At 71.5% G+C, this 21,734-nt stretch carries 17 protein-coding genes and 1 riboswitch; of the genes, 12 read left to right on the top strand and 5 right to left on the bottom strand.

From position 1 onward, the window contains the following. Positions 1-56: 56 nt before the first annotated feature. The 3 genes from ABD832_RS41190 to ABD832_RS41180 all read right to left on the bottom strand — a co-directional run bounded on the left by ABD832_RS41190 (position 57) and on the right by ABD832_RS41180 (position 3,781). Positions 57-1,097 carry a DUF4331 family protein gene (locus tag ABD832_RS41190; RefSeq protein WP_344908166.1) on the bottom strand — a complete coding sequence of 347 codons (1,041 nt, stop codon included), beginning with the start codon at positions 1,095-1,097 and terminating at the stop codon, positions 57-59. A gap of 106 nt (positions 1,098-1,203) precedes the next feature. Further along, on the bottom strand, positions 1,204-2,547 hold the full coding sequence (locus tag ABD832_RS41185; protein ID WP_344908523.1) for a DUF6716 putative glycosyltransferase: 1,344 nt from the start codon (positions 2,545-2,547) through the stop codon (positions 1,204-1,206). Between the two features lie 193 nt (positions 2,548-2,740). After that, on the bottom strand, positions 2,741-3,781 hold the full coding sequence (locus ABD832_RS41180; protein WP_344908163.1) for a hypothetical protein: 1,041 nt from the start codon (positions 3,779-3,781) through the stop codon (positions 2,741-2,743). A gap of 205 nt (positions 3,782-3,986) precedes the next feature. Between ABD832_RS41180 and ABD832_RS41175 the strand changes: the two genes are divergently transcribed. The 9 genes from ABD832_RS41175 (at position 3,987) to ABD832_RS41135 (ending at position 15,635) form a co-directional block, all read left to right on the top strand. Beyond that, positions 3,987-4,868, top strand: a complete 882-nt coding sequence (locus ABD832_RS41175; protein ID WP_344908159.1) for an oxidoreductase — start codon at positions 3,987-3,989, stop codon at positions 4,866-4,868. A 498-nt stretch (positions 4,869-5,366) separates the two neighbouring features. Next, positions 5,367-5,505, top strand: a riboswitch (cyclic di-AMP (ydaO/yuaA leader). A gap of 18 nt (positions 5,506-5,523) precedes the next feature. Beyond that, a complete protein-coding gene (locus ABD832_RS41170; protein ID WP_344908156.1) occupies positions 5,524-6,240 on the top strand; it encodes a CHAP domain-containing protein in 717 nt (238 codons plus the stop codon). Between the two features lie 595 nt (positions 6,241-6,835). Next, on the top strand, positions 6,836-8,188 hold the full coding sequence (locus ABD832_RS41165; RefSeq protein ID WP_344908152.1) for an ABC transporter substrate-binding protein: 1,353 nt from the start codon (positions 6,836-6,838) through the stop codon (positions 8,186-8,188). Between the two features lie 83 nt (positions 8,189-8,271). Further along, the gene (locus ABD832_RS41160) at positions 8,272-9,249 is read left to right on the top strand and encodes a carbohydrate ABC transporter permease (protein ID WP_344908149.1); all 978 of its coding nucleotides are present in this window, start codon (positions 8,272-8,274) and stop codon (positions 9,247-9,249) included. A gap of 92 nt (positions 9,250-9,341) precedes the next feature. Then, entirely contained in the window at positions 9,342-10,148 is an 807-nt protein-coding gene (locus ABD832_RS41155) for a carbohydrate ABC transporter permease (RefSeq protein ID WP_344908145.1), read from the top strand. Next, positions 10,145-11,569, top strand: a complete 1,425-nt coding sequence (locus ABD832_RS41150) for a GH1 family beta-glucosidase (protein WP_344908142.1) — start codon at positions 10,145-10,147, stop codon at positions 11,567-11,569. The genes ABD832_RS41155 and ABD832_RS41150 overlap by 4 nt, the downstream gene beginning before the upstream one ends. A gap of 35 nt (positions 11,570-11,604) precedes the next feature. Next, positions 11,605-12,612, top strand: coding sequence for a LacI family DNA-binding transcriptional regulator (locus tag ABD832_RS41145; protein WP_344908137.1), 1,008 nt, complete (start codon positions 11,605-11,607; stop codon positions 12,610-12,612). A gap of 409 nt (positions 12,613-13,021) precedes the next feature. Beyond that, entirely contained in the window at positions 13,022-14,239 is a 1,218-nt protein-coding gene (locus ABD832_RS41140) for an FAD-dependent oxidoreductase (RefSeq protein WP_344908132.1), read from the top strand. Between the two features lie 64 nt (positions 14,240-14,303). Then, on the top strand, positions 14,304-15,635 hold the full coding sequence (locus tag ABD832_RS41135) for a class II 3-deoxy-7-phosphoheptulonate synthase (protein ID WP_344908129.1): 1,332 nt from the start codon (positions 14,304-14,306) through the stop codon (positions 15,633-15,635). A gap of 136 nt (positions 15,636-15,771) precedes the next feature. Here ABD832_RS41135 and trxA read toward each other — a convergent pair whose 3' ends face one another. Then, positions 15,772-16,143: a thioredoxin gene (gene trxA / locus ABD832_RS41130; RefSeq protein ID WP_344908126.1), complete on the bottom strand. Its 372-nt coding sequence runs from the start codon at positions 16,141-16,143 to the stop codon at positions 15,772-15,774. Between the two features lie 278 nt (positions 16,144-16,421). Between trxA and ABD832_RS41125 the strand changes: the two genes are divergently transcribed. Further along, on the top strand, positions 16,422-17,102 hold the full coding sequence (locus tag ABD832_RS41125; RefSeq protein WP_344908123.1) for an L-2-amino-thiazoline-4-carboxylic acid hydrolase: 681 nt from the start codon (positions 16,422-16,424) through the stop codon (positions 17,100-17,102). Between the two features lie 183 nt (positions 17,103-17,285). On the opposite strand, the gene ABD832_RS41120 is transcribed toward ABD832_RS41125, so the two are convergent. After that, positions 17,286-19,667, bottom strand: a complete 2,382-nt coding sequence (locus ABD832_RS41120; protein WP_344908120.1) for an ExeM/NucH family extracellular endonuclease — start codon at positions 19,665-19,667, stop codon at positions 17,286-17,288. 163 nt (positions 19,668-19,830) lie between these two features. Between ABD832_RS41120 and ABD832_RS41115 the strand changes: the two genes are divergently transcribed. After that, positions 19,831-20,964, top strand: coding sequence for a pentapeptide repeat-containing protein (locus ABD832_RS41115; protein ID WP_344908117.1), 1,134 nt, complete (start codon positions 19,831-19,833; stop codon positions 20,962-20,964). Beyond that, on the top strand, positions 20,961-21,686 hold the full coding sequence (locus ABD832_RS41110; protein WP_344908112.1) for a permease prefix domain 1-containing protein: 726 nt from the start codon (positions 20,961-20,963) through the stop codon (positions 21,684-21,686). Before ABD832_RS41115 ends, ABD832_RS41110 begins: the two co-directional genes overlap by 4 nt. Positions 21,687-21,734: the final 48 nt, after the last annotated feature.

Here is a 21,734-nt window from a genome sequence, read left to right as displayed (position 1 = left end):
GTCTTCCGGGTCCCGGTCTCCCCGATCTTGGTCTCCAGGACGGGGGCCGGGACGGGTCAGGCGGTGCCGGACGGCTCGGCCGCGACATACGGGAAGCGGTCGGCGCGTGTGTCCGCGAACTCCCCGGGGGTCAGCCCGGTGCTCGTCGCCGCGTTCAGCACCAGGGAGAACATGACCTCGGCCGCGTTGTCGGCGAGGCCACGGCCGTTGTGCCCGGCGAACCCGAAGGCGGCCGGGGTGCCCGTCCGGTAGGGCAGCAGGTCGGGCAGCAGGTGGTGGGCCACGGACCTGCCGTAGGCGACCGGGTCGCCCGGGGCACCGTTCGCGGCGGTGACCGCGGCCACGAGGCGCGCGATGTTCTCGCTCTCGGCCCCCATCTCGTCGGCCGGGTGGACCCGGTTCGCCGCGCCGGCCCGCTCGCCGTCGTCGGGACGGAAGATCGGCCACATCATCGGGCGGCCCTCCCGGTTCACCTGCCACCAGCCGCCCGCGTCGGTGGCGAGCTTCGTGGTGGCCCAGACCCCGATGTGCCGGTCGGTGCCCAGGCGCGGGTCCCGGTCGGCCACCTCCAGCACGATCGAGTGGACGGTCGAGCCGGCGAAGCTGTTCTTGGCCGCACCCGGTTCCCAGCCCGGCGTCTCGACCCTGGCGCCGTTCCTGACCGCGATGTTGACCGCGCGGACCTGGGCGAGATCGACGTAGAACGGGTCGAGGGCCCGCCCGGCCCACAGCCGCAGGCCGTCCGGGCCGGAGACGGTCCCACCGGTCCGGCCCTCGGCGAGGAGCTCGCCCGCCGTCCTGTCGTCGCGGGCGCCGTGGCCGGTCAGGACGTGGAGGGTGAGGCTCTGCTCACCGGCCGGGGCGGGCTCGCCGAACGCCACCCGGTAGGTGAGCTCCTCGGCCGCCGAGCCGTCCAGGTGGATCTTGAACTCGTAGCGGGCCTCCGGGTGGAAGCCCGGCCGCGTGCCGGACCCCGACAGGGAGCTGTTCACGTTGAGGACGAGGACGGTCCCGGTCTCCCCGCGGAAGACGTAGTGGTCGGTGATGTCGAGCCGGCCGTCCTGGCGGGCCTGCTCGGAGTCGAGATGGTGCGACATGGGACCGCCCTTGGATTCCGCCGGTTTCTCCTCAGGGACCCTCACCGTTTTCGGCGCGGACGACACGAGCGCGGACGTTCAAAATCGGATCAAGCCTGGACGGGGCTCACCGCAGGGCCCGCAGGTAGCGGCGCATCCGGCGCTTGGCGCGGTACCCGGCGCGCAGCACGTTCGGCGGGACCTCCACGCGCATCCGGGCGCGGCGGCGGGCGGCGGCGTACTGGGGGCCGTCCAGCAGGGAGCGGGCCGGGACGAGCCGTCCGGAGCGGGCCTGGCCGACCAGGGAGACCATGCGCGAGATCCAGTCGTCGTCGGCGCCCGGATGGAAGTAGTTGGCCCTGCACCAGGCGTCGTCCGGGTCCAGGAAGCGCCCGGCGGCCAGGTCGTCGAGGGTGCCCAGCAGCCCGCTGTCCTCGAAGACCAGGTTGATCATCTCTGCGCTCACCCCGAAGTCGGAGAGCACCAGCAGCGGCACCTTGCCGGCGATGGCCTCCAGCGCGGCGGTCGAGCTGACGGTGACGAACCCGGCCGCGCAGCTCAGGTGCTCGTTCATGGAGCCCGTCGCGAACCGTACGGCGTCGTCCGGCACCCGGCCCTGCTCGACCAGCGACCGCCACAGGCCCATGTAGTGGTAGCGCTCGTTGTGGGTCTGGCGTTCGGTGTCCAGGGCGCGGAGCTTGACGACGACGTCCAGGTCAGGCCGGTTCCGGGCCAGCTCGGCCAGGGCCAGCAGGACGCTCTCGCGCTCCTCCCTGCGCCTGGGCACCTTGGCCTGGGTGGCGAACACCACCCGGTCGCGCGGACCGGCGGCGGCGGGCAGCGCGGCGGCACCCGTCCCGATCCCGGCCCCGATCCCGGCCCCGATCCCGTTCCCGGCTCCGGTTCCGATCCCGGTCCCGGTTGCCGATCTGGTTACCGCTCCGGTCCCGGTCTCGGCGACGGATCCACCGCCGGGTGCGCCACCGGTGCCGTGCAGGAACGGCAACCGGGCCAGGCCGACCTGGCCGCCCCCGCCCAGCGCCCGGCCGATCGCCGAGAACTCCTCGACCTCCCGGCCGCTGTGCAGCACGAACAGCTCACACCCGCTGCGGAACAGCCACGCCTTCTCGGTGGCGGGGACGGAGATGCCGGGCAGCCCGGACGCGAACACCGGCCGGGGCCGCAGCCCGGCCAGCACCTCGGCGACCAGCACGTCCACCACCGGCCCGGTGCAGGCCACCAGCACCACGTCGGGCCTGAACCGCTCGGCGGCCCGGCGCAGCGCGCGGGCCGAGAGCACGGGCGGCTCGGCCGCCGACCCCGCCACGGCGGCATGGATCTGCGCCGGGGACGGGACGATCGGGGTTCGGATCACCGCAAGCTCCGTCGTGCAGCCCGAGGGCAGCCCCCTCAGCAGGCAGGCCGCCCACTTCAGGTAGGAGTCGGAGTCGGCCACGGCCAGGACCTTCAACGAGAACCTCCAGCCGGGGGTGTCTCCCCCGGTGTCGTACGTGGACAGGGAACGCGGGGAACGCAGGGAACGCGGCACCGCAGGCGCTCGCGGGCGGCCGATCCCCGGGCACCGGGCCGCGGGGATCGTGGCGTCACGGTGTCATCGCGTCATCGCGTCACGGCCCGGCGGCTCCCGGGCCCGGGCGGGCGGTTCATGATCCGGCGACCCCGGTGTCGTGATGGGCGAACATCGACAGGTGGGAGCGGAGCGAGGGCGCCGCCTCGGCCGTCCACCACTCGTCGGGCACGTCCACCGTCCGCACGGCCACGCCCCGCGCCGAGAGCAGGATCCGCAGGGAGGTGACCGCGGTGGACGGCAGGCTCAGCACCCGCTGCTCGGCGGCCAGGCCGCGCAGCGTCAGCTCCGCGGGGATGCCGCCGTCGTAGACGGTGATCCCGTGCTGCTCGGCGACCCGGGCGAGGTCGCCCGGGTCCTCGCGGCGGTGCGGGAAGTAGGCCACCGGCCCGTCCGCCCCCAGCCCGGCCAGCCAGGTGAAGTAGTGCTCCCGGTGGATCAGGCCGTTGCGGACCAGCGAGGTGCCCAGGACCACGGTCCGCTCCTGCGGGCGGGGCCTGCGCAGCGGCTGCGAGCGCAGCCAGGCGAAGTCGTGGGTGACCAGCTCGATCCCCCTGGCCCGTACGGCCTTCGCCAGGTCGGGGGCGACGGGCAGCGCGGTGAAGATCGAGAGCCGGCCGGAACGGGCGGCGGCGCGCAGCCGCAGCCCCGCCGCCACGCCCAGGACGGTCCTGAGCCGCCCGGCCCCGCCGCGCGCCCGCAGCAGGGGCGTGCCGGGCCTGCCGGTGATCAGCTCCAGGAGCCTGATCGTGGCCAGGCCGTCGTCGACGATCACGACCCGGCCGGGAGAGGCGGTGAGCCAGCGGAACTGGACCTTGCCGGAGAAGGCGTCGCCCAGCGCCCAGGTGCGTCCCCGGGGCGGCCGGGGCATGTCCGGGCGGGCCTCGGCGAGTTCGAGGCCCTGGGGCAGCCCCAGGCGTCTCAGCTCGCGTCCCGTCACCGCCAGGGGACGCAGGCCCGCCCTGGGCACGAGGTGGCCGCGGGGGCCGAGCAGCCCCGCGTGGTGGGCCTCCACGGCGCAGAGCATCTGCAGCGGAGACTCCACCCAGGCGACGGCCGAACCCTGCTCCCGCGCGTGGTCTCGGCCGTCCTCCACGCCGGGCGATGACCCGTTCACGACCGCCACACCGTAACGCGGTGGCCTTACCGGTCCGGGAACTGCGGGTGAACAGCGGACCACGCGCGTCAACCTGTGATCTTGCGTGGCTCCGCGCGGGGCGCCGGGCCGTTCCGTACACTGCCCGTACCTGAAGATCCATGCCGGGCACCGGCGGGTCGGCCGCGCGGGCCGAAGGCCGTGCGGGACCGGAGAGGGGCGAGCCATGTGGACGGCCGAGGACATTCCCGACCTGACCGGCCGCACGGCCGTCGTCACCGGGGCCAGCGGCGGCATCGGCCTGCCGACGGCGCTGGAGCTGGCCAGGCACGGCGCCCGGGTCGTGCTGGCCGCCCGTGACCCCGGGCGGGGCCGGGCCGCGGTGGAGGCCGTCAGGGCCGAGGTGCCGGGGGCCGAGGTGGAGGCGGGGGCGCTCGACCTGGCCGACCTGGGGTCGGTGCGCGCCTTCGCCGAGACGGTCCGCGAGCCGCTGGACCTGCTGATCAACAACGCCGGGGTGGGGCTGATGCCCCGGGGGACGACCGCCGACGGCTTCGAGACCCAGTTCGGCGTCAACCACCTGGGGCACTTCGCGCTGACCGGCCTGCTGATGCCGCGCCTGCTGGCCGCCCCGGCGGCCCGGGTGGTCACGGTCTCCAGCGACGCGCACTCCGTCGGGACGATCGACTTCGACGACCTGGGCCTGGAACGCCGGTACGGCAGGTTCTCCTCCTACGGCCGCTCCAAGCTGGCCAACCTGCTGTTCACCCTGGAGCTGCAGCGCCGCGCCGACGCCTCGGGGGCGACCCTGCTCAGCCTGGCGACCCACCCGGGCACCACCGCGACCGGGATCCTGAAGACGGGCGTGCTGACCCGCCCCCTCAACGCCCTGATGCGCCTGGTGCTGCAATCTGCCGCCAAGGGCGCCCTGCCGTCCCTGTACGCCGCCACCTCCCCCGAGGTCACGGGCGGGCAGTACATCGGCCCGGGGCCCAAGGTGCTGCGTCCCTCGGACCGGGCGACCGACCCGGCGGTGGCGGCGCGGCTGTGGGAGGTGTCGGAGGAGATGACCGGCGTGCGGTTCGGGGAGACCCGGCAGCTGCCGTGAGGTGCCGTTCCCCCTGCTCGAAGGGGGCATTGAGGGGGTTTTGAGGAGGCTTTCGGGAAGATCGTCAGCCGCCCCCGCAGTTTTTACCATCGAAAGCCAGTTCGACAAGAGGGGTGGGTAAAGACTTGCTCGGGGGCCTATCCGTCCCGCCCCGTGACCACCGGACCGCACGCCGGGCGGACGCGGGCGCGATCTCCGGATCGCCGGGGACACCGGGCTTTCCGCCCGCCGCCACGAAGAGGTCCGGACAGCGGGGAGGGCACGGGACGCCCTCGGGGAGGGTGATCCACTCCCCCGCCGGAGTCGCGGAACGGCATCCCCTACCCCTCTGACCAGGGCCTATCACCACGAGAAGGCAATGTGTCCTACTTGTAATCGTCTGACCGGATGACGTAGGTTCATCCCGTTCATGGCAAATGTCTGGGTCTCCCAAGGTCTGAGCATTGCCGTCACATTGCCCGACCGCGTCTCACCTGGGCGGACCCCCTCCGCCCCCGGTGAGCACGGCCGCCGAATCCGCGAGGTCTGCGGAACCGGGGAACCACGTTCCTGGGGTGAATCAACGCATCCGTGCGTCGTAGGGCACTTCCCAGCCCGAACCCGTCAGCTAACCCGGTAGGCGGAATGGAAGCGACGCAAGGAGTCGAACCCCCACATGACCGAGCACCGCTCCACCCCCACCCCCATCATCCCCCGCCTGGCACGTATCGCCCTCGGCGCCTCGATCGCGCTGACCGCGGGAGTCATGGGTCCCGCCGCCCTGGCCGACGGCCACGGCGCGCTGACCACCCCGCCCGCCGACACCAAGACCGCCGAGGTCTCCTCGGACTCCGGGTCCGCCAGGACCCCCCTGGAGGTCGTGGCCCAGCGGCTCCCCAAGGTCACGGCCGCGCAGGTGCTGAACCTGGCCGCCCAGCAGATCGGCGTCCGTGAGAACTCCATGGGCGGCGGGACCAAGTTCCACCAGTGGTACATGTCCTCCCCCCGCGCCCAGGAGACCGCCGCCCGCGACGGAGGCAACATCTACGGCTACGCCAACGCCCCCTGGTGCGCGATGTTCGTGTCCTGGGTCGGCGAGATGGCGGGCATCCGGCCCACGATGGGCTGGGACGCCTACACCGTCACCCACGCCAAGTGGTTCGCGGAGAACGGCCACTGGGGCACCACCCCCACCCCCGGCGCCGTGGTCTACTTCGACTGGGAGGGCGGCAAGAGCATCGACGGCATCGACCACGTCGGCTTCGTGAAGCACGACAACGGGGACGGCACGATCACCACGATCGAGGGCAACACCGGCAACGGTAACGTCGAGCAGCTCGTCCGGCCCATGTCCGAGGTCGTCGGCTTCGGCTACCCGGTCTACGCCGGCTGATCCGGCCCCGGCCGGCCCGGCCGGCACCGCGACGTCCGCGACTTCCGCGACGGGGTCCGCGCCGGGCCCCTGTCAGGGTCCGTGTCAGATCCCCCGCACCCCCGACCCCCCTCGCCCCCCGTCCATCCGCCCGTCCTCCCGGCCCGGCCGGGAGACGGGCCTCGCCATGTCCTCCGGCCCCGCCCACGGGCCGTCGTGTGCCGTCGTGTGCCGTCGTACGCCGTCACGGGCCGGGGCACACGGCCGGACGTCGCGCACGGTCACCTGCGGGGTCCGCCGCGCGGCGGTCCCGTCCGGTGCCGGTTCGTGGTAGGAGCGCGAAATGCCCTGACTGTATGCCCGTGTGATGGGAGCGCTCCCAAAACCCCATATGGGATGTATATCACCATTTAGGCCCCCCAGGACCCTCAAAACGCCTTCCATGTAACGGTTGAGTTTCGGTCTATTGACGTCCCGGTTGCCCATCGTCCACTCTTCGTGGGAGCGCTCCCAAAGCACATTGAGGAAAGACCGCATCGTGAGGCCGCGTTTGTCGGGGACCGGTACGCGATGTCACCTCCCAATGATTCGGGCGACCACCTGAGAGGGGTCCGGAATGTTGAACAACAAGCGGCAGGGCAAGCTGGCCGCCGTAGCGGTCATGGCGGCCACCGCCCTGGCCATCACGTCGTGCAGCTCCAGCGAGCCCGCCAAGCCCGCGGCCGGCGGTTCCTCCTCCGCCGCCGCGGCCGAGCCGGTGACGATCACCGTGCACACCTTCGGAGGTGGCGAGAACTTCGGCTATGACAAGGCCGTGGAGACCTGGAACGCCGCTCACCCGAACATCCAGGTCAAGTACCAGAACCTGACCGACCGGTTCGAGGACGTCTACCTGCCGCAGCTGCTCCAGCGTCTGCAGGCGAACAGCGGCGCCGCCGACATCATCGCCCTCGACGAGGGCGCGATGGGCCTCATGAAGGCCCGTCCCCAGTTCTTCACGGACCTGGCCGAGTACGGGCTGGACAGCCGCAAGGCCGACTTCCCCGCGGCCAAGTGGGACAACGGCATCAACGCCGACAACAAGCTCTTCGCCCTGGGCACTGACATCGGCGGCATGACCATGTGCTACCGCAAGGACCTGTTCGAGAAGGCGGGCCTGCCCACCGACCGCGAAGAGGTCGGCAAGCTCTGGCCGGACTGGGCCGCCTTCATGGAGGTCGGCAAGAAGTTCCAGGCCGCCAACCCCGGCAAGACCGACCCCAAGTTCCTCGACGGCCCGAACACGCTCTACAACGTGATCCTGTCGCAGGAGGCGCCGAAGAACGGCAACGTCGCCTACTTCGACAAGCAGAACCAGCTCGTCATCGAGACCAACCCCGCGATCAAGACGTCCTTCGACACGGTGAAGAGCTTCAGCGAGGCGGGCCTGACCGCCAAGCTCGCCTCCTTCACCCCGCCGTGGAACGCCGCCATCAAGAAGGGCGGCTTCGCGACCATGGGCTGCCCGGCCTGGATGCTCGGTGTGGTCTCCGGCGCGGCCGGTGAGGGCAACAAGGGCAAGTGGGACGTCGCGGCGGTGCCCGGCGGTGCCGGCAACTGGGGCGGCTCCTACCTGGCCGTGCCCAAGCAGAGCAAGCACCCCAAGGAGGCCGCCGAGGTCCTGAACTACCTCACCGGCAAGGAGGGCCACGTCATGGCCTTCCAGGAGGCCGCGGCCTTCCCGAGCTCCATCCCGGCTCAGCAGGACCCCGCGGTCGCCGACCTGAAGAACGCGTTCTTCAACGACGCGCCGACCGGCAAGATCTTCGGTGAGTCGGTCAAGGACCTGCTGCCGGTCTTCCTGGGCGAGAAGCACGCCCAGGTCAAGACCTCGGTGGAGAAGGTCCTGGAGGGCATGGACCAGGGTTCGGTCCCCTACGACCAGGCCTGGACCAAGTTCCTCGAGGCCGGCGTCAAGGCAGCGGGCTGATCCCCCTCCCGACCCGCATCGGCCCGGCGGCGGTGATCCCGCCGCCGGGCCGGTCGTCTGCCCCCGCTGAAAGGCTTTGACCGATGACACTGCACGTCGACTCCCCGGCCGCCCCGCCCCGGCCCGGCCCCGAGCGGCCGACGGGGCACCGCGGGCCGCGGCGCGGCAGCGGGTGGGCCCGGTTCGACCTCCGGGCGACCCCGTACTTCCTCGTCTCCCCCTACTTCCTGCTCTTCGCCGTCTTCGGCATCTTCCCCCTCGTCTACACCCTCTGGGTCTCGTTGCACGAGTGGGAGCTGGCCGGTGACAAGACCTTCGTCGGTGTCGAGAACTACATCGAGCTGATCACCGACGCCGCGTTCTGGAACGCGGTGATCAACACCCTCGGCATGTTCGTGATGTCGACGGTCCCGCAGCTCGTCCTGGCCCTGCTGCTGGCCAACGCGCTCAACAAGCGCATCCGGGGCCGGCTCTTCTTCCGCCTCGGCGTGCTGCTGCCGCTGATCACCTCCGTCGTCGCCGTCGCCGTCGTCTTCACCCAGCTCTACGGGCGCGACTACGGCATGATCAACTGGTTCCTGAGCCTCTTCGACGTCGAGGCGATCAACTGGCAGAACCAGAAGTGGTCCTCGTGGATCGCGATCTCCACGATGATCGACTGGCGCTGGACCGGCTACAACGCGATCATCCTGCTGGCCGCCATGCAGACGATCCCCAAGGACCTCTACGAGGCCGCCTCCATCGACGGCGCCTCGGCCAGGCGGCAGTTCTGGCAGATCACCTTCCCGATGCTGCGCCCCACGATCATCTTCGTGGTGTTCATCTCCACCATCGGCGGTCTGACGCTCTTCACCGAGCCGGTCATGTTCGACGGCAACCCGACGATGAGCGGTGGTGCCACCGGCCAGTACCAGACCGTGGCGATGTTCATCGTCAAGGAGGCGTTCCGCGACTTCGACTTCGGCTACGCCGCGGCCGCCTCGTGGCTGCTGTTCGCGCTGATCCTGCTCGGAACGCTCATCAACTACTCCTTCACCCGCCGTATCGGGGGATCCAAGTGACGGCCACCCAGCTCCAGCGCCCCCCGGCGCCCCCCAGGCGGCGGTCCTCGGGCGCGTCGGCCGCGCCGAGCCGCATCTGGGACGCCGGTCCCATGACGAAGGTCGTGCTGGCCCTCGCCCTCCTGCTCTCGGCGTTCCCGATCTACTACATGTTCATCATGGCCACCCGGACCAACGAGGAGGCCATCGACGTCCCGCCGCCGCTGCTGCCCGGCGGCCACCTCGGTGAGAACATCCAGCGGCTGCTGTCCACCGAGGACGCCTACTTCATGACCGGCCTGATCAACTCGGCCATCGTCTCGATCACGGTGACGGTCTCGGTCGTGCTGATCTCCACCCTGGCCGGCTTCGCCTTCGCCAAGCTCCGCTTCCGGGGCAGCAAGATCCTGCTGGGCCTGATCCTGGTGACGATGATGGTCCCGCTCCAGCAGATGGGCATCGTGCCGCTGTACGAGCTCATGGTCACCCTCGGCTGGACCGGCCAGCTCAAGGCCGTCATCCTGCCCTTCCTGGTCAACGGCTTCGGTGTCTTCATGATGACCCAGTACGCCACCCAGGCGGTGCCGGACGAGCTGGTCGAGGCGGCCCGCGTCGACGGCGCCTCCACCATGCGCATCTACGCGAACGTCATCCTCCCGGCGCTCCGCCCCGGGATGGCGGTGCTGGCCCTGCTGGTCTTCATGCAGACCTGGAACGAGTTCATGTGGCCCCTGATCGTCCTCAACCCGGACAACCCCGTGGTCCAGACCTCGATCGCCGCGCTCAACCAGGCGCACGGAACCGACTACGTGATGCTCTTCACCGGCACCGCGGCGTCCGTCCTGCCCCTGTTCATCGTTTTCATCGCGTTCGGCCGCCAGATCGTCGGCGGACTCATGGAAGGTGCGGTCAAGGCGTGACCACGCAAGAGACGCGTATCAAGACTCCGGATCTGATCTTTCCCACCGATTTCGTCTGGGGCGCGGCCACCTCCGCCTACCAGATCGAGGGCGCCGTCACCCAGGACGGGCGGGGAACGTCCATCTGGGACACGTTCGTCAAGCAGCCGGGGCGGGTGGTGAACGGCGAGCACGCCGACATCGCCATCGACCACTACAACCGCTACCGGGACGACGTGCGGATGATGGCCGAGCTCGGCCTCGGCGCCTACCGGTTCTCCATCTCCTGGCCCCGCATCCAGCCCGACGGGCGCGGCCCCGTCAACCCCGGGGGCATCGACTTCTACAGCCGCCTGGTGGACGAGCTGCTGTCGCGGGGCGTCGACCCCTGGGTGACGCTCTACCACTGGGACCTGCCCCAGGCGCTCGAGGACGAGGGCGGCTGGCCCTCTCGCGAGACGTCGAAGCGCTTCGCCGACTACGCCGCGGCCGTGCACGACGCGCTGGGCGACCGGGTGCGCAACTGGAGCACGGTCAACGAGCCCTGGTGCTCGGCGTTCCTGGGGTACGCCTCGGGCGAGCACGCCCCCGGGCGGCGCGAGCCCGACAAGGCCGTGCAGGCCGCCCACCACCTGCTGCTCGCGCACGGCCTGGCCGCCCAGGCGCTGCGCGCGCAGCGCCCGGACACCGTGATCGGCGGCTGCGTCAACCTGTACGCGATCTCGCCGCAGACCACCTCCGAGGCCGACCAGGACGCCGCCCGGCGCATCGACGGGCTGCAGAACCGCTTCTTCCTCGACGCCCTGCTCAAGGGCGAGTACCCCGACGACGTGCTGGAGGACCTGGGCCGGCCGGCCGGGCTCGTCCAGGACGGCGACATGGAGATCATCTCGACGCCGCTGGACAAGCTGCTGATCAACTACTACAGCCGCTTCACCGTCTCGGGCACCCCCGGCGGGGCGGCCTCGGCCGCGGCCGCGCCGACCGACACCGGGTCGCCCTGGGTCGGCAGCGAGCACGTGTCGTTCGTCGGGGGCGGCCGGCCGGTGACCGCCATGGGCTGGGAGATCGACCACTCGGGCCTGCTGGAGATCCTGCAGCGGCTGGCCTCCGACTACCCGCGCATCCCGCTGGTCATCTCCGAGAACGGCGCGGCCTTCGACGACGTGCTGGAGGACGACGGCTCGGTCCGCGACCACGACCGGGTGAGCTACATCGAGTCCCACCTGCGCACCTGCCACGCCGCGATCGAGGCCGGGATCCCGCTGGAGGGCTACTTCGCCTGGTCGCTCATGGACAACTTCGAGTGGGCCTGGGGCTATGGCAAGCGCTTCGGTCTGGTACACGTCGACTACGAGACCCAGGCGAGAGTTCCCAAAGAGAGCGCTCTCTGGTATGCCGGAACCATCAGGCGTGGTGGCCTGAGCGGTCCTGCAGAATAAGGAGTCGGCGAATTCAGCACTGGGGGATCCAACACATGAACGGCGACCGTCGTCCGACGCTCGAGGCGGTCGCGGCTCTGGCCGGTGTCGGCCGGGGCACGGTGTCGCGGGTCATCAACGGCTCACCCAAGGTGAGCGAGAAGGCCCGCGGCGCCGTGCTGCACGCCATCGAGGAGCTGGGCTACGTGCCCAACCGGGCGGCGCGGGCCCTGGTGACCAGGCGCACCGACACCGTGGCTCTGGTCGTCTCGGAGTCCGAACTTCGCGTCTTCGACGAACCGTACTTCGCCGGGACCATCCGTGGCATCGGCTCGGCCCTGTCCGAGACCGGTCTGCAACTGATCCTCGCGATGGCCCAGTCGGTGCAGGATCACGAGCGTCTGGAGCACTACCTGACCGGCCAGCACGTCGACGGGGTGCTGCTGATCTCCCTGCACGGCGCGGACCCGCTGCCGGGGCGGCTCGAGGCGATGGGCGTGCCGACCGTGATCGGCGGCAGGCCCGTCGGCCTGACCCCCTACAGCTACGTCGACGTGGACAACCGGGCCGGGGCCAGGCAGGCGGTCAAGTACCTGCTGGCCAAGGGCCGCCGCAGGATCGCCACCATCGCCGGGCCGCAGGACATGGGCGTGGGCGTCGACCGGCTCGCCGGCTACCGCGACGCGCTGCTCGCCACCGGCGTGCGCGAGACGGTGGCCTACGGGGACTTCAGCGAGGAGAGCGGCATGGAGGCCATGCGCTCCCTGCTGATCGCCAACCCCGACCTGGACGCCGTGTTCACCGCCTCGGACCCGATGGCGCTGGGCGCGATGCGGGTCCTGCGCGAGGAGGGCAGGACGATCCCCGACGACGTCGCGGTGATCGGCTTCGACGACTCCCCGGCCGGGGCGCACTCCTCCCCCGCCCTGACCACGGTGCACCAGCCCACCGAGTCGATGGGACGGCAGATGGCGCACCTGCTCGTCGCCCGGATCAACGGCGAGCACCTGGAGCAGCCCGTGGTGATACTGGACACCCACCTGATCGAGCGCTCCTCCGCCTGATCCGCCCGATCTGTCCGCTTCCGCCAGATCAGCCAGATCAGCCCGATACGCCCGATCCGCTCCACCCACCCCACCTGCTCGACCCGCCCGGCGCGTCCCGGAGTGCCGCCGGGCGGGGCCCCACCTTCCCTCTGGCGCCCCTCTCGCGGCCGGAGCCCGTACGCCCGGAGCCCACAGCCGGCTCCCGCTGCTCGGAGCCCGTGTCCGGAGCCCTCGTCCGGGCCCCTCGGCCTGCCCGTCCCGTGACCCGTGACCGGACCCCTCGTGGCCGTGACCATGCCGGCCCCCTCCCCGAGCCCGTACGGCGGGCCTCGGCGCCGGACGCCCGGGACGCTCCCGCCGGGACGAGAAGAACGAACCGCTTTCCCCGGGCCGCGTTCTGTGTCATTATTTCACCGGGTGATGAATTATGACACGGAACACATGCGTGATCGTCGGGGGCGGCCCGGCGGGGGCCATGCTCGCACTGCTGCTGGCCCGGGCCGGCGTCGAGGTGACGCTCCTAGAGAAGCACGGCGACTTCCTGCGCGACTTCAGGGGCGACACCATCCATCCCTCGACCCTCCAGATCATCGACGAGCTGGGCCTGGCCGAGGAGTTCCACCGGATACCGCACCGCAAGGCGTACCGGCTGGAGGTCGTGACCGACGAGGCCACCGTGCGGGTCGCCGACCTGACCGGGCTGAAGGGCGCCTACCGCTACATCGCCTTCGTCCCGCAGTGGGACTTCCTCGACCTGCTGACCCGGGCGGCCGGGCGGTACCCGGGCTTCCGCCTGGTGATGAACGCCGAGGTGCACGGGGTGATCCGCGAGGGCGGGGCGGTGCGCGGGGTGCGCTACCGCGATTCCTCGGGCGAGCACGAGCTGCGCGCGACCCTCACCGTGGCCGCCGACGGCCGCCGCTCCGACGTGCGCCGGGCCGCCGGACTCGTCCCGGTGGAGCAGGGAGCCCCGATGGACGTGGTCTGGTTCCGGCTGCCGCGCGAGCCGTCCGACCCGGACTCGACGTTCCTGCGGGTCTCCGCCGGTGGCCTGATGGTCTCGATCAACCGCGAGACCTACTGGCAGCTCGCCTACGTGATCCCCAAGGGGGGCTTCGACGCCCTGCGCTCGAAGGGGATCGAGGCGCTGCGCGACCCGGTCGCCGCGCTCCTGCCCTTCCTGAAGGACCGGATCGGGCTGGTGACCGGCTTCGAGGAGGTCAGCGTGCTGTCGGTGGCCCTCAACCGGCTGCGCCGCTGGCACCGGCCCGGGCTGCTGGTGATCGGGGACGCGGCGCACGCCATGTCACCGGTCTTCGGGGTCGGCATCAACCTGGCCGTGCAGGACGCGGTCGCCGCCGCCAACCTGCTGGCCGGGCCGCTCGCGGCCGGGGCCGCCGTCCCCGAGTCGCTGCTGGCCCGCGTCCAGCGGAGGCGTACCCCTCCGACCGTGCTGACCCAGCTCGCCCAGCGGCTCGTCCAGGACCGGCTGATCCGGCCGGCCCTGACCGGCCGGGGACTTCCGGTGCCCCTGTCGCGGAATCTTTCCGACTTTCCGGTCATAGGCCGTCTGACCAGGAGATTCATCGGCCTGGGGCTGCTTCCGGAGCATGTCAGGAGCTCCGGGGGATCTCACCGGACATGAAGACGTTCTCACTACGTGGACAATCGGGTCGGTCCTCCCGGCCGGTTGCAATAGCCTGGTCGTCGTGAGCATCAACCTCGATTCCTGGCGGCGGCTGACTGCGGCGCAGCAGCCCGAGTGGCCCGACCGCGGCGAGCTGGACAAGGTCGTCAACGAGCTGAAAGGGCTTCCGCCCCTCGTCTTCGCCGGTGAGTGCGACAACCTCAAGGCGGATCTGGCGGCCGTGACGCGGGGCGAGGCCTTCGTCCTGCAGGGCGGAGACTGCGCCGAGACCTTCGCCGGCGCCACCGCCGACGACGTGCGCAACAAGCTCAAGACGCTGCTCCAGATGGCGATCGTGCTCACCTATGCGGCGAAGGTGCCGGTGGTGAAGATCGGCCGCATGGCCGGCCAGTACGCCAAGCCCCGCTCCAAGAACACGGAGACGCGCGAGGGCGTCGAGCTGCCCGCCTACCGGGGCGACATGGTCAACGGCTTCGACTTCACCCCCGAGGCCCGCGTCCCGGACCCGTGGCGGCTGCTGCGCACCTACCACTCCTCCGCGGTGACGCTCAACCTCGTCCGCGCCTTCACCAAGGGCGGCTACGCCGACCTGCGCCAGGTGCACGCCTGGAACCAGGACTTCGTGATCGAGTCCCCGGCCGGCAAGCGCTACGAGCAGCTCGCCCGCGAGATCGACCAGGCGCTCGCCTTCATGCGCGCCTGCGGGGCCGAGCCCGAGGAGTTCCACACCGTGGAGTTCTACTCCTCGCACGAGGCGCTGATCCTCGACTACGACCGGGCGCTCACCCGGATCGACTCGCGGACCGGCCAGCCGTACGACGTCTCGGCGCACATGGTCTGGATCGGCGAGCGCACCCGTCAGCTCGACGGCGCGCACGTGGAGTTCTTCGCCGGCATCCGCAACCCGATCGGCGTCAAGCTCGGCCCGACGACCAGCGCCGAGGACGCCCTCGCACTGATCCAGAAGCTCAACCCGGAGAACGAGGCCGGTCGGCTGACCTTCATCACCCGGATGGGCGCGGCCAAGATCCGCGATCACCTGCCCGAGCTGGTGGAGAAGGTCACCGCGAGCGGCGCCCAGGTGGCGTGGATCTGCGACCCCATGCACGGCAACACCTTCGAGGCCCCCAGCGGCCACAAGACCCGCCGCCTGGACGACGTCCTGAACGAGGTGGCGGGCTTCTTCGAGGTGCACCGGGCGCTCGGCACCCACCCGGGCGGCGTGCACATCGAGTTCACCGGCGACGACGTCACCGAGTGCGTGGGCGGCGGCGCCGAGATCGTCGAGGACGACCTGGCCCGCCGTTACGAGACCGCCTGCGACCCGCGCCTCAACCGCGGCCAGTCGCTGGACCTGGCCTTCCGGGTGGCCGAGCTTTACCGCTCGGTCTGACCGTCCCGGCCGGGCCCCGCGGTTCCTTCAGGCCCGCGAGAGCCGGGCCCGTGAGAGGGCCCGGACCCGGCACGGCGTCCCCGGGACGCACGAAGGCCCCGCGCCATCCGGCCGCGGGGCTCTTTCGTCGGCGGGGTCAGCCCTTCTGGACGTCGAGCTCGCCGGCGAGCTCGGCGCGGATCGCGTCCATGTCGAGAGCACGGACCTGGCCGATGAGGTCCTCCAGGGCGGGCTCGGGAAGCGCGCCCGGCTGGGCGAAGACCACGATGCCGTCGCGGATCGCCATGATCGTCGGGATCGACGTGATCTCGAACCCCTGCGCGAGGGCCTGCTCGGCCTCGGTGTCGATCTTGCCGAACTTGATGTCGGTGTGCTTCGCCGAGGACTTCTCGAAAATCGGCCCGAAGGTGCGGCACGGTCCGCACCAGGACGCCCAGAAGTCCAGCAGGACGATCCCCTCGTCGGCGATGTCGTTGAAGTTCTTCTCGGTTACCTCGATGGTGGCCACCGGTGGCTCCTCCTGTCGCTCACGTCTGTATGGCTGGCATAACCACTTCCCTCCTCCCCGCATTCCATCCCGTCCCCACCGGTCACCGGAGGAGAACCGCCGGATGGACATGATCGTCGGGGGCGTGCCAGACTGGCCGCGACACATCAACACAGCTGTCAGCGCCTGGTCGGTCGGTGGAGCGCGCTGGCGTGCTCGCTCGTCGCGAGCACGGCCGGTCATGTCTCCGCACGGGATCACGGTCGTGTACGCGCCGAGCCGTACACGAAAGGATCACCATGTCCACCGACCAGTTCGGGCTCGCCGAGGGCGGCTACGTCCCCGATCCCGACCGCGACACGACGCTGCTCCTCGACGCGTTCCACGATCGTCTCGCCGCGATCCTGCGGGAGCACGGGCTTCCCGGCGAGCTCACCACCGCCGTACGGGCGCGCCAGGCCGAGCTCGAGGAGGCGAACCGGCTCCTGATCGTCGACGAGCCCTCCCGGTACAACCTGCGCATGACCCTGGCCCTGGTGGCCGCCTACGAGGTCCTGCTGCCCCGGCTGGGGCGGGAGGCGGCCGTCGCCGCGGTGCGCACCTCGTTCGTCGAGCCGCTCGGCGACACCATGAAGGAGGGGACCCGGGCGATGCTGGACGACGCGCCGGACCCCTTCCGGGCCATGGTGGAGCTGAGCAGGTCACGCGAGGAGTACGCGTTCGGGAAGGGGTTCGTCTTCGACCGGCCGGTCGACGACGACGAGCGCTACCACCTCGACGTACACCGGTGCTTCTACCACGACGTCCTGGTGGCCAACTCGGCGCCGGAACTGACCCCGGTCATGTGCGCGTTCGACGCCAACTGGATCGAGGCCATCGTGCCCGGCAGGCACGGCTTCCGGTTCGACCGCCGCACCACCATCGGAACGGGCGGCACGCACTGCCCCTTCCATTTCAGCCGGACCCGGAGGACGGACTGACACCCTCGCGGCCCCCGTCCCGCGGGGGCCGCCGTCGCGTTCACCGTGAGGTGTCGTTCATTGTGAAGCGTCGTTCATCGTGAGGCGTCGCGTTCGTCCTGAGGCATCGCGTTCGTGCTGACAGGGACCGCCAGGGGACGTCACGTCCCCTGGCGGTCTCGTGCCGGTGCCTCGTGCTCCGGATCAGCGCCGGGCGCCCGGCAGGGTGAGGCCGATGACCACCGGGTCGTGGTCGGAGGAGCGGAACGCGTCGGGCCGGTACAGGCCCGGCGGGTTGAACTCGGTGTTGTAGTCGAGGATCCGGCTCTCGTCGGCGTTGATGTGCCAGATCGTCGCGCTGGTCACCCGCCTGAGCAGGTCCCTGCCCACCAGGGCGTGGTCCAGCTCGCCGACCAGGCCGTCGAAGAGGTAGCTGTAGCGCAGCGGGGCCGGGACGAACCTCTTGGTCACGCTGGTCAGGCCGGCCTCCTCCAGGGTGTCGATCGGGTCCTCCTCGCCGTAGGCGTTGAGGTCGCCGAGCACCAGCGGGTTGGTCAGCTTCAGGGAGTCGATCAGGCCGAGCGTGGCCTGCGCCTGGCGGACGCGCTCGCCGTTGTAGCAGCTCTGCCCGTCGCCCTGGTCGGCGTCGGGGCCCACGGCCGCCTCGTCGCAGCCCTTGGACTTGAAGTGGTTGACCAGCACGGTGAAGGACTCGCCGCCCTGGACCCTGCGGAAGGTCTGGATCAGCGGGGGCCGGCGGAAGACCGGGTCGGTGGAGGAGCGCGCGGCCCCCACCGGCTGCACCCTGCCCGGCTTGTAGATCGCCGTCACGTGGATCAGGTCGGTGCCCGGGTAGGGGTGGGTGACGGCCGCGTAGGTGCCCGCGCCGACCTCGGCGTTGAGCGCGTCGACCAGGGCCTGCACCGCGGTCTGGCCGTTGTTCTGGACCTCCATGAGGCCGACGACGTCGGCGTTCATGCCCTTGAGGGCGGCGACCAGCTTGGCGAGCTGGCGCTGCTGCTCGGCGGCGTTGCTCGCGCCGCGCGAGCCGAGGGTGGTGAACCAGTTGAGCGTGTTGAAGCTGGCCACCCTGACGTTGCCGATGACCGGGAACGGGACGGGCAGGCGCGGGTTGAGCCGCAGGAACTTGATCGGCTTGGTGGGCTGGAGGCGGTACTTGCCGAAGCCGTACCCCATCACGCCGGTGACGCCGAGCGTGGTGTCGCCCAGGCGGACGGTGCGCGGGTCGGTGTAGGGGATGGACGGCGGGTTCTCCACGCCGGAGCCGTCGTCCACGAGCAGGGTGCGCCGCGCGTTCGCGGCGGCGTCGACGCCCGGCCGGTCGGTCGGCTGGAACACCCGTCCCTCGGAGGCGACGGTGATCTCGCCGTAGCGGCCCAGGTTGTAGTGGTCGTTGAGGCTGAGCGGCTCGGGGAAGGTGACGAGCATGTTCTCGACGGGCTCGAAGGTCACCCCCTGGGGGCGGGGCAGGCTCTGCCTGGCGGGCCTGACGGTCCCGGTGCCGCAGACGTCCACCGCGGTGACCGGCGACAGCTCGGTCCAGCCGTTGAACTCCACGGCCCGGCCGGTGACCAGGACCCGGTCGCCGACCTTGACGTCCTTGAAGGAACTGCGGGCGAAGGCGAACAGGCCCTCGGAGGTGGCCGGGTCGGCGTCCGGGGTCGGGTCCTGCAGGAAGAAGCCGCTGAGCTGGGTGCTCTCCTGGAAGTCGGCGGTCACGACGCCCTCGACGCGGACCGTCTGCCCGGCCAGCGGGCTCGCGTCGCCGCTCCCCTGCACCTGGGCGATCTGGTGGGTGGCCGGGGTCTCGCACGGCTCCCCGGTCGGCGTGGGAGTCGGGGTCGGTGTGGGAGTCGGGGTCGGGGTCGGGGTGGGCTCGACCGTGGGCGTGGGCTCGACGGCGCCGCAGGGGGCGGCGGCGACGGCCCGGTTGCGCGGCGCCGGGGCCGCGGCCTCCACGTCGGCGCCGTTGTCGTCGGTGTCGGTGCACCCGTGGTCCCTGCGCAGTCCCGCCAGGGTGGCCGACAGCGCCGGGGCGGGGGTGCCCTCGAAGTAGGTGGCGGTGCCGTATCCCACCAGGTCGGCGATGAGCGCCGCCTGCTCGGGCGCGCAGGGGGCCGAGCCGCCGTTGCACGCCAGTCCCTCGGCCGAGCGGACCAGGGCGACCTTGCCCGCCGAACCGCTCAGGTTGATCGTCCCGGTGCCGTCCGGCGTGGGCAGCGGGGAGCCGTTGGCGCCTCCGGCCAGCTGGACCAGGTGGTAGCGGCCGGGGTCGAGGGTGCCGGTCAGCGGGACGACCGGGTTGGCGCCGAAGTTCCCGGTGCCGCCGGCACTGGCGTACTGGACGGACCAGCCGTCCAGGGCGACCGGTGCGGCGCTGCGGTTGAACAGTTCGACGTAGTCGTTGGCGAACGGCGCTCCGGCGTTGCCGCCACCGCCGTAGACCTGGCCGATGACGACGGTGCCCGGCTCCGCGAGGGCCGGGGCTGAGGTGAGGGCCGCGACGCCGGTGGCGATGACGCCGACGGCCGCGAGGGCGGCGAACGCCCGGGATGAAGCACGCATGACCCGGAGCGTAGAGCCCGGTGGATCAAACGACACTTACTTATACCTGGATAGGAGGTGAAATCATGGGATATTGACACTTCATGTCTATCCGGGTCCGCCAGATATGGCTTTCCTTGACCTGGAAATCGCTTCCGGGGGCGTCCGCGGGTATCAACCTCCCATGAGAGCCCTGGACGTGGACTGGGTCACCTGCACGGCCTCCCCCGAGTGCGCCGGCTCGGCGCGGCGCCCCTACGGCCGCTGCCTGGCCCACCTGGACGCCGGCGAGCTCGACGAGGTCGTGGACGGCCTGTCCCCCGGCTCCGCGATCGACCTGCGGGCCACCGTCGTCGGCGCGCGCCTGCTGGAACGGATCGTCGCGGCGACCCGGGGCCGGCCGGGGCGTTCCCGGTTCGACTGGGCGACCTTCCCGGAGGGCGTGCGCCTCGGCGAGCTCGTGTTCGGCGGGGACGCCTCGTTCGACCACGCCCGCTTCCGGCACCTCGCCTCGTTCTTCGGTGCCCGCTTCGCCGGGAACGTCTCCTTCCGGGAGGCGAGCTTCGGCAGGGAGCTGTCCCTGCACGGGGTCACCGTCGCCGGGCACGCGACCTTCGACCGGATGCGCGTCGGCGGGGACGCGCTGTTCGGCGGGACCCTCTTCGGCCGGGCCGCGTCCTTCGAGAACGCCGACCTGCAGGGGTTCGTCACCTTCGACGGGGCCGCCTTCGCCGGGGACGCGAACCTGCGGGGCTGCCGGTTCCGCCGTACGGTCTCGCTGCGCAAGACACGTTTCGGCGGCCTGGCCGGGTTCAGCGGGACGCGTTTCTCCGCGGGCGCCCACCTGGCGCCGCTCTCCGTCGGCCGCCACCTGACCCTCGCCGGGGCGTGGGCGGGCCGGGACCTCGCCGTGACCGTGAGCCGGTGCCCGGCGGACCTGAGGGGCCTGGAGGTGTGCGGGCGGCTGACCGTGCGGCTGGAGGGGGCCGAGGCCGACCTGGAGGGGGCCGTCCTGCGCGGCCCGGCCACGGTCCGGGGCCGGGCGGGCGCCCGGCTGGTCTCGCTGCGCGGGCTGGACGCCGAGGAGCTGGAGCTGGCCGACCTGGACCTGAGCGCCTGCGTCCTGGCCGGGCTCCGCCACCCCGGCGGGCTCCGGCTGAGCGGCTGTACCCTCCCGCCGGCCGGGCACGGCCGGACGCGCCGAGGATTCGGGGTCTTCTCAGGGTGGTCCCGGATGCGTCACCCCGGGGGCGGGGCCAGGATGGAGCGGACGGGGGGCCGGGACGAAGATCGGTCACCCTGGACGCGGAACGGGTGAGCGGAGAGCACATGGCGGGCGCCGGGGTCATCGACGACTACGTGACCGGGCTGGACCGTGCCCTGCGGGGTCCCAGGAGCCTGAGGCTCGACATGCTCGCCGAGGCCCGCGACAGCCTGCTCGACGCCGCCGAGGCGATGGAGGACGCCGGGCTGGAGCGCGAGGCGGCCGAGCACGCCGCCGTCGAGGAGTTCGGGCCGATCCGCGAGATCGCGCCGGACTACCAGGAGCGGCTGTCGGTGGTGGCGGGCCGCAGGCTGGCCACGATGCTGTTCATCGGCGTACCGCTCACCACGATCATGTGGAGCATGATCTGGGCGGTCTTCCCCAGCACCGAGCCGGTGTACGAGAGCGCGCCCGGGTGGTTCGTCCCGGTCGCCCGCGCCGTGGACATCCTGCAGCTGTTCATCGGCCTGGTCGGCGGTGCCGCGCTGCTCGCCCTGGGGCGTGGCCTGCGCAGGATCGGCCGGCCCCGGCCGGTCATCCGGTTCCTGGCCCTGTTCGTCTGGGGCGCCTTCCCGGTGATAATCGTGATGTGCGGGGCCCTGCTGGTCTCCCGTGGCCCGCAGGGTCCCTTCGGCTTCGGCGACTACCCGCCCGGGCAGGTCGCCTCGCTGGTGAGCTACGTGGCCTGGCTGGCACAGCTGTACGGCGCCGCGCGCTGCCTGAGCACCACCCGCCACGTCCCCGCCGCCCCGGCCGTCGCCGCCTGCCGGGCCTGACGGCCTTGACCGATCGGATACCGGCGCACACACTGATGTGGCGCCGGC

It is taken from the genome of Streptosporangium longisporum, assembly GCF_039534895.1.
In the GTDB taxonomy this organism is placed as follows: domain Bacteria; phylum Actinomycetota; class Actinomycetes; order Streptosporangiales; family Streptosporangiaceae; genus Streptosporangium; species Streptosporangium longisporum.
This window is presented reverse-complemented; position numbering and strand designations above follow the sequence as displayed.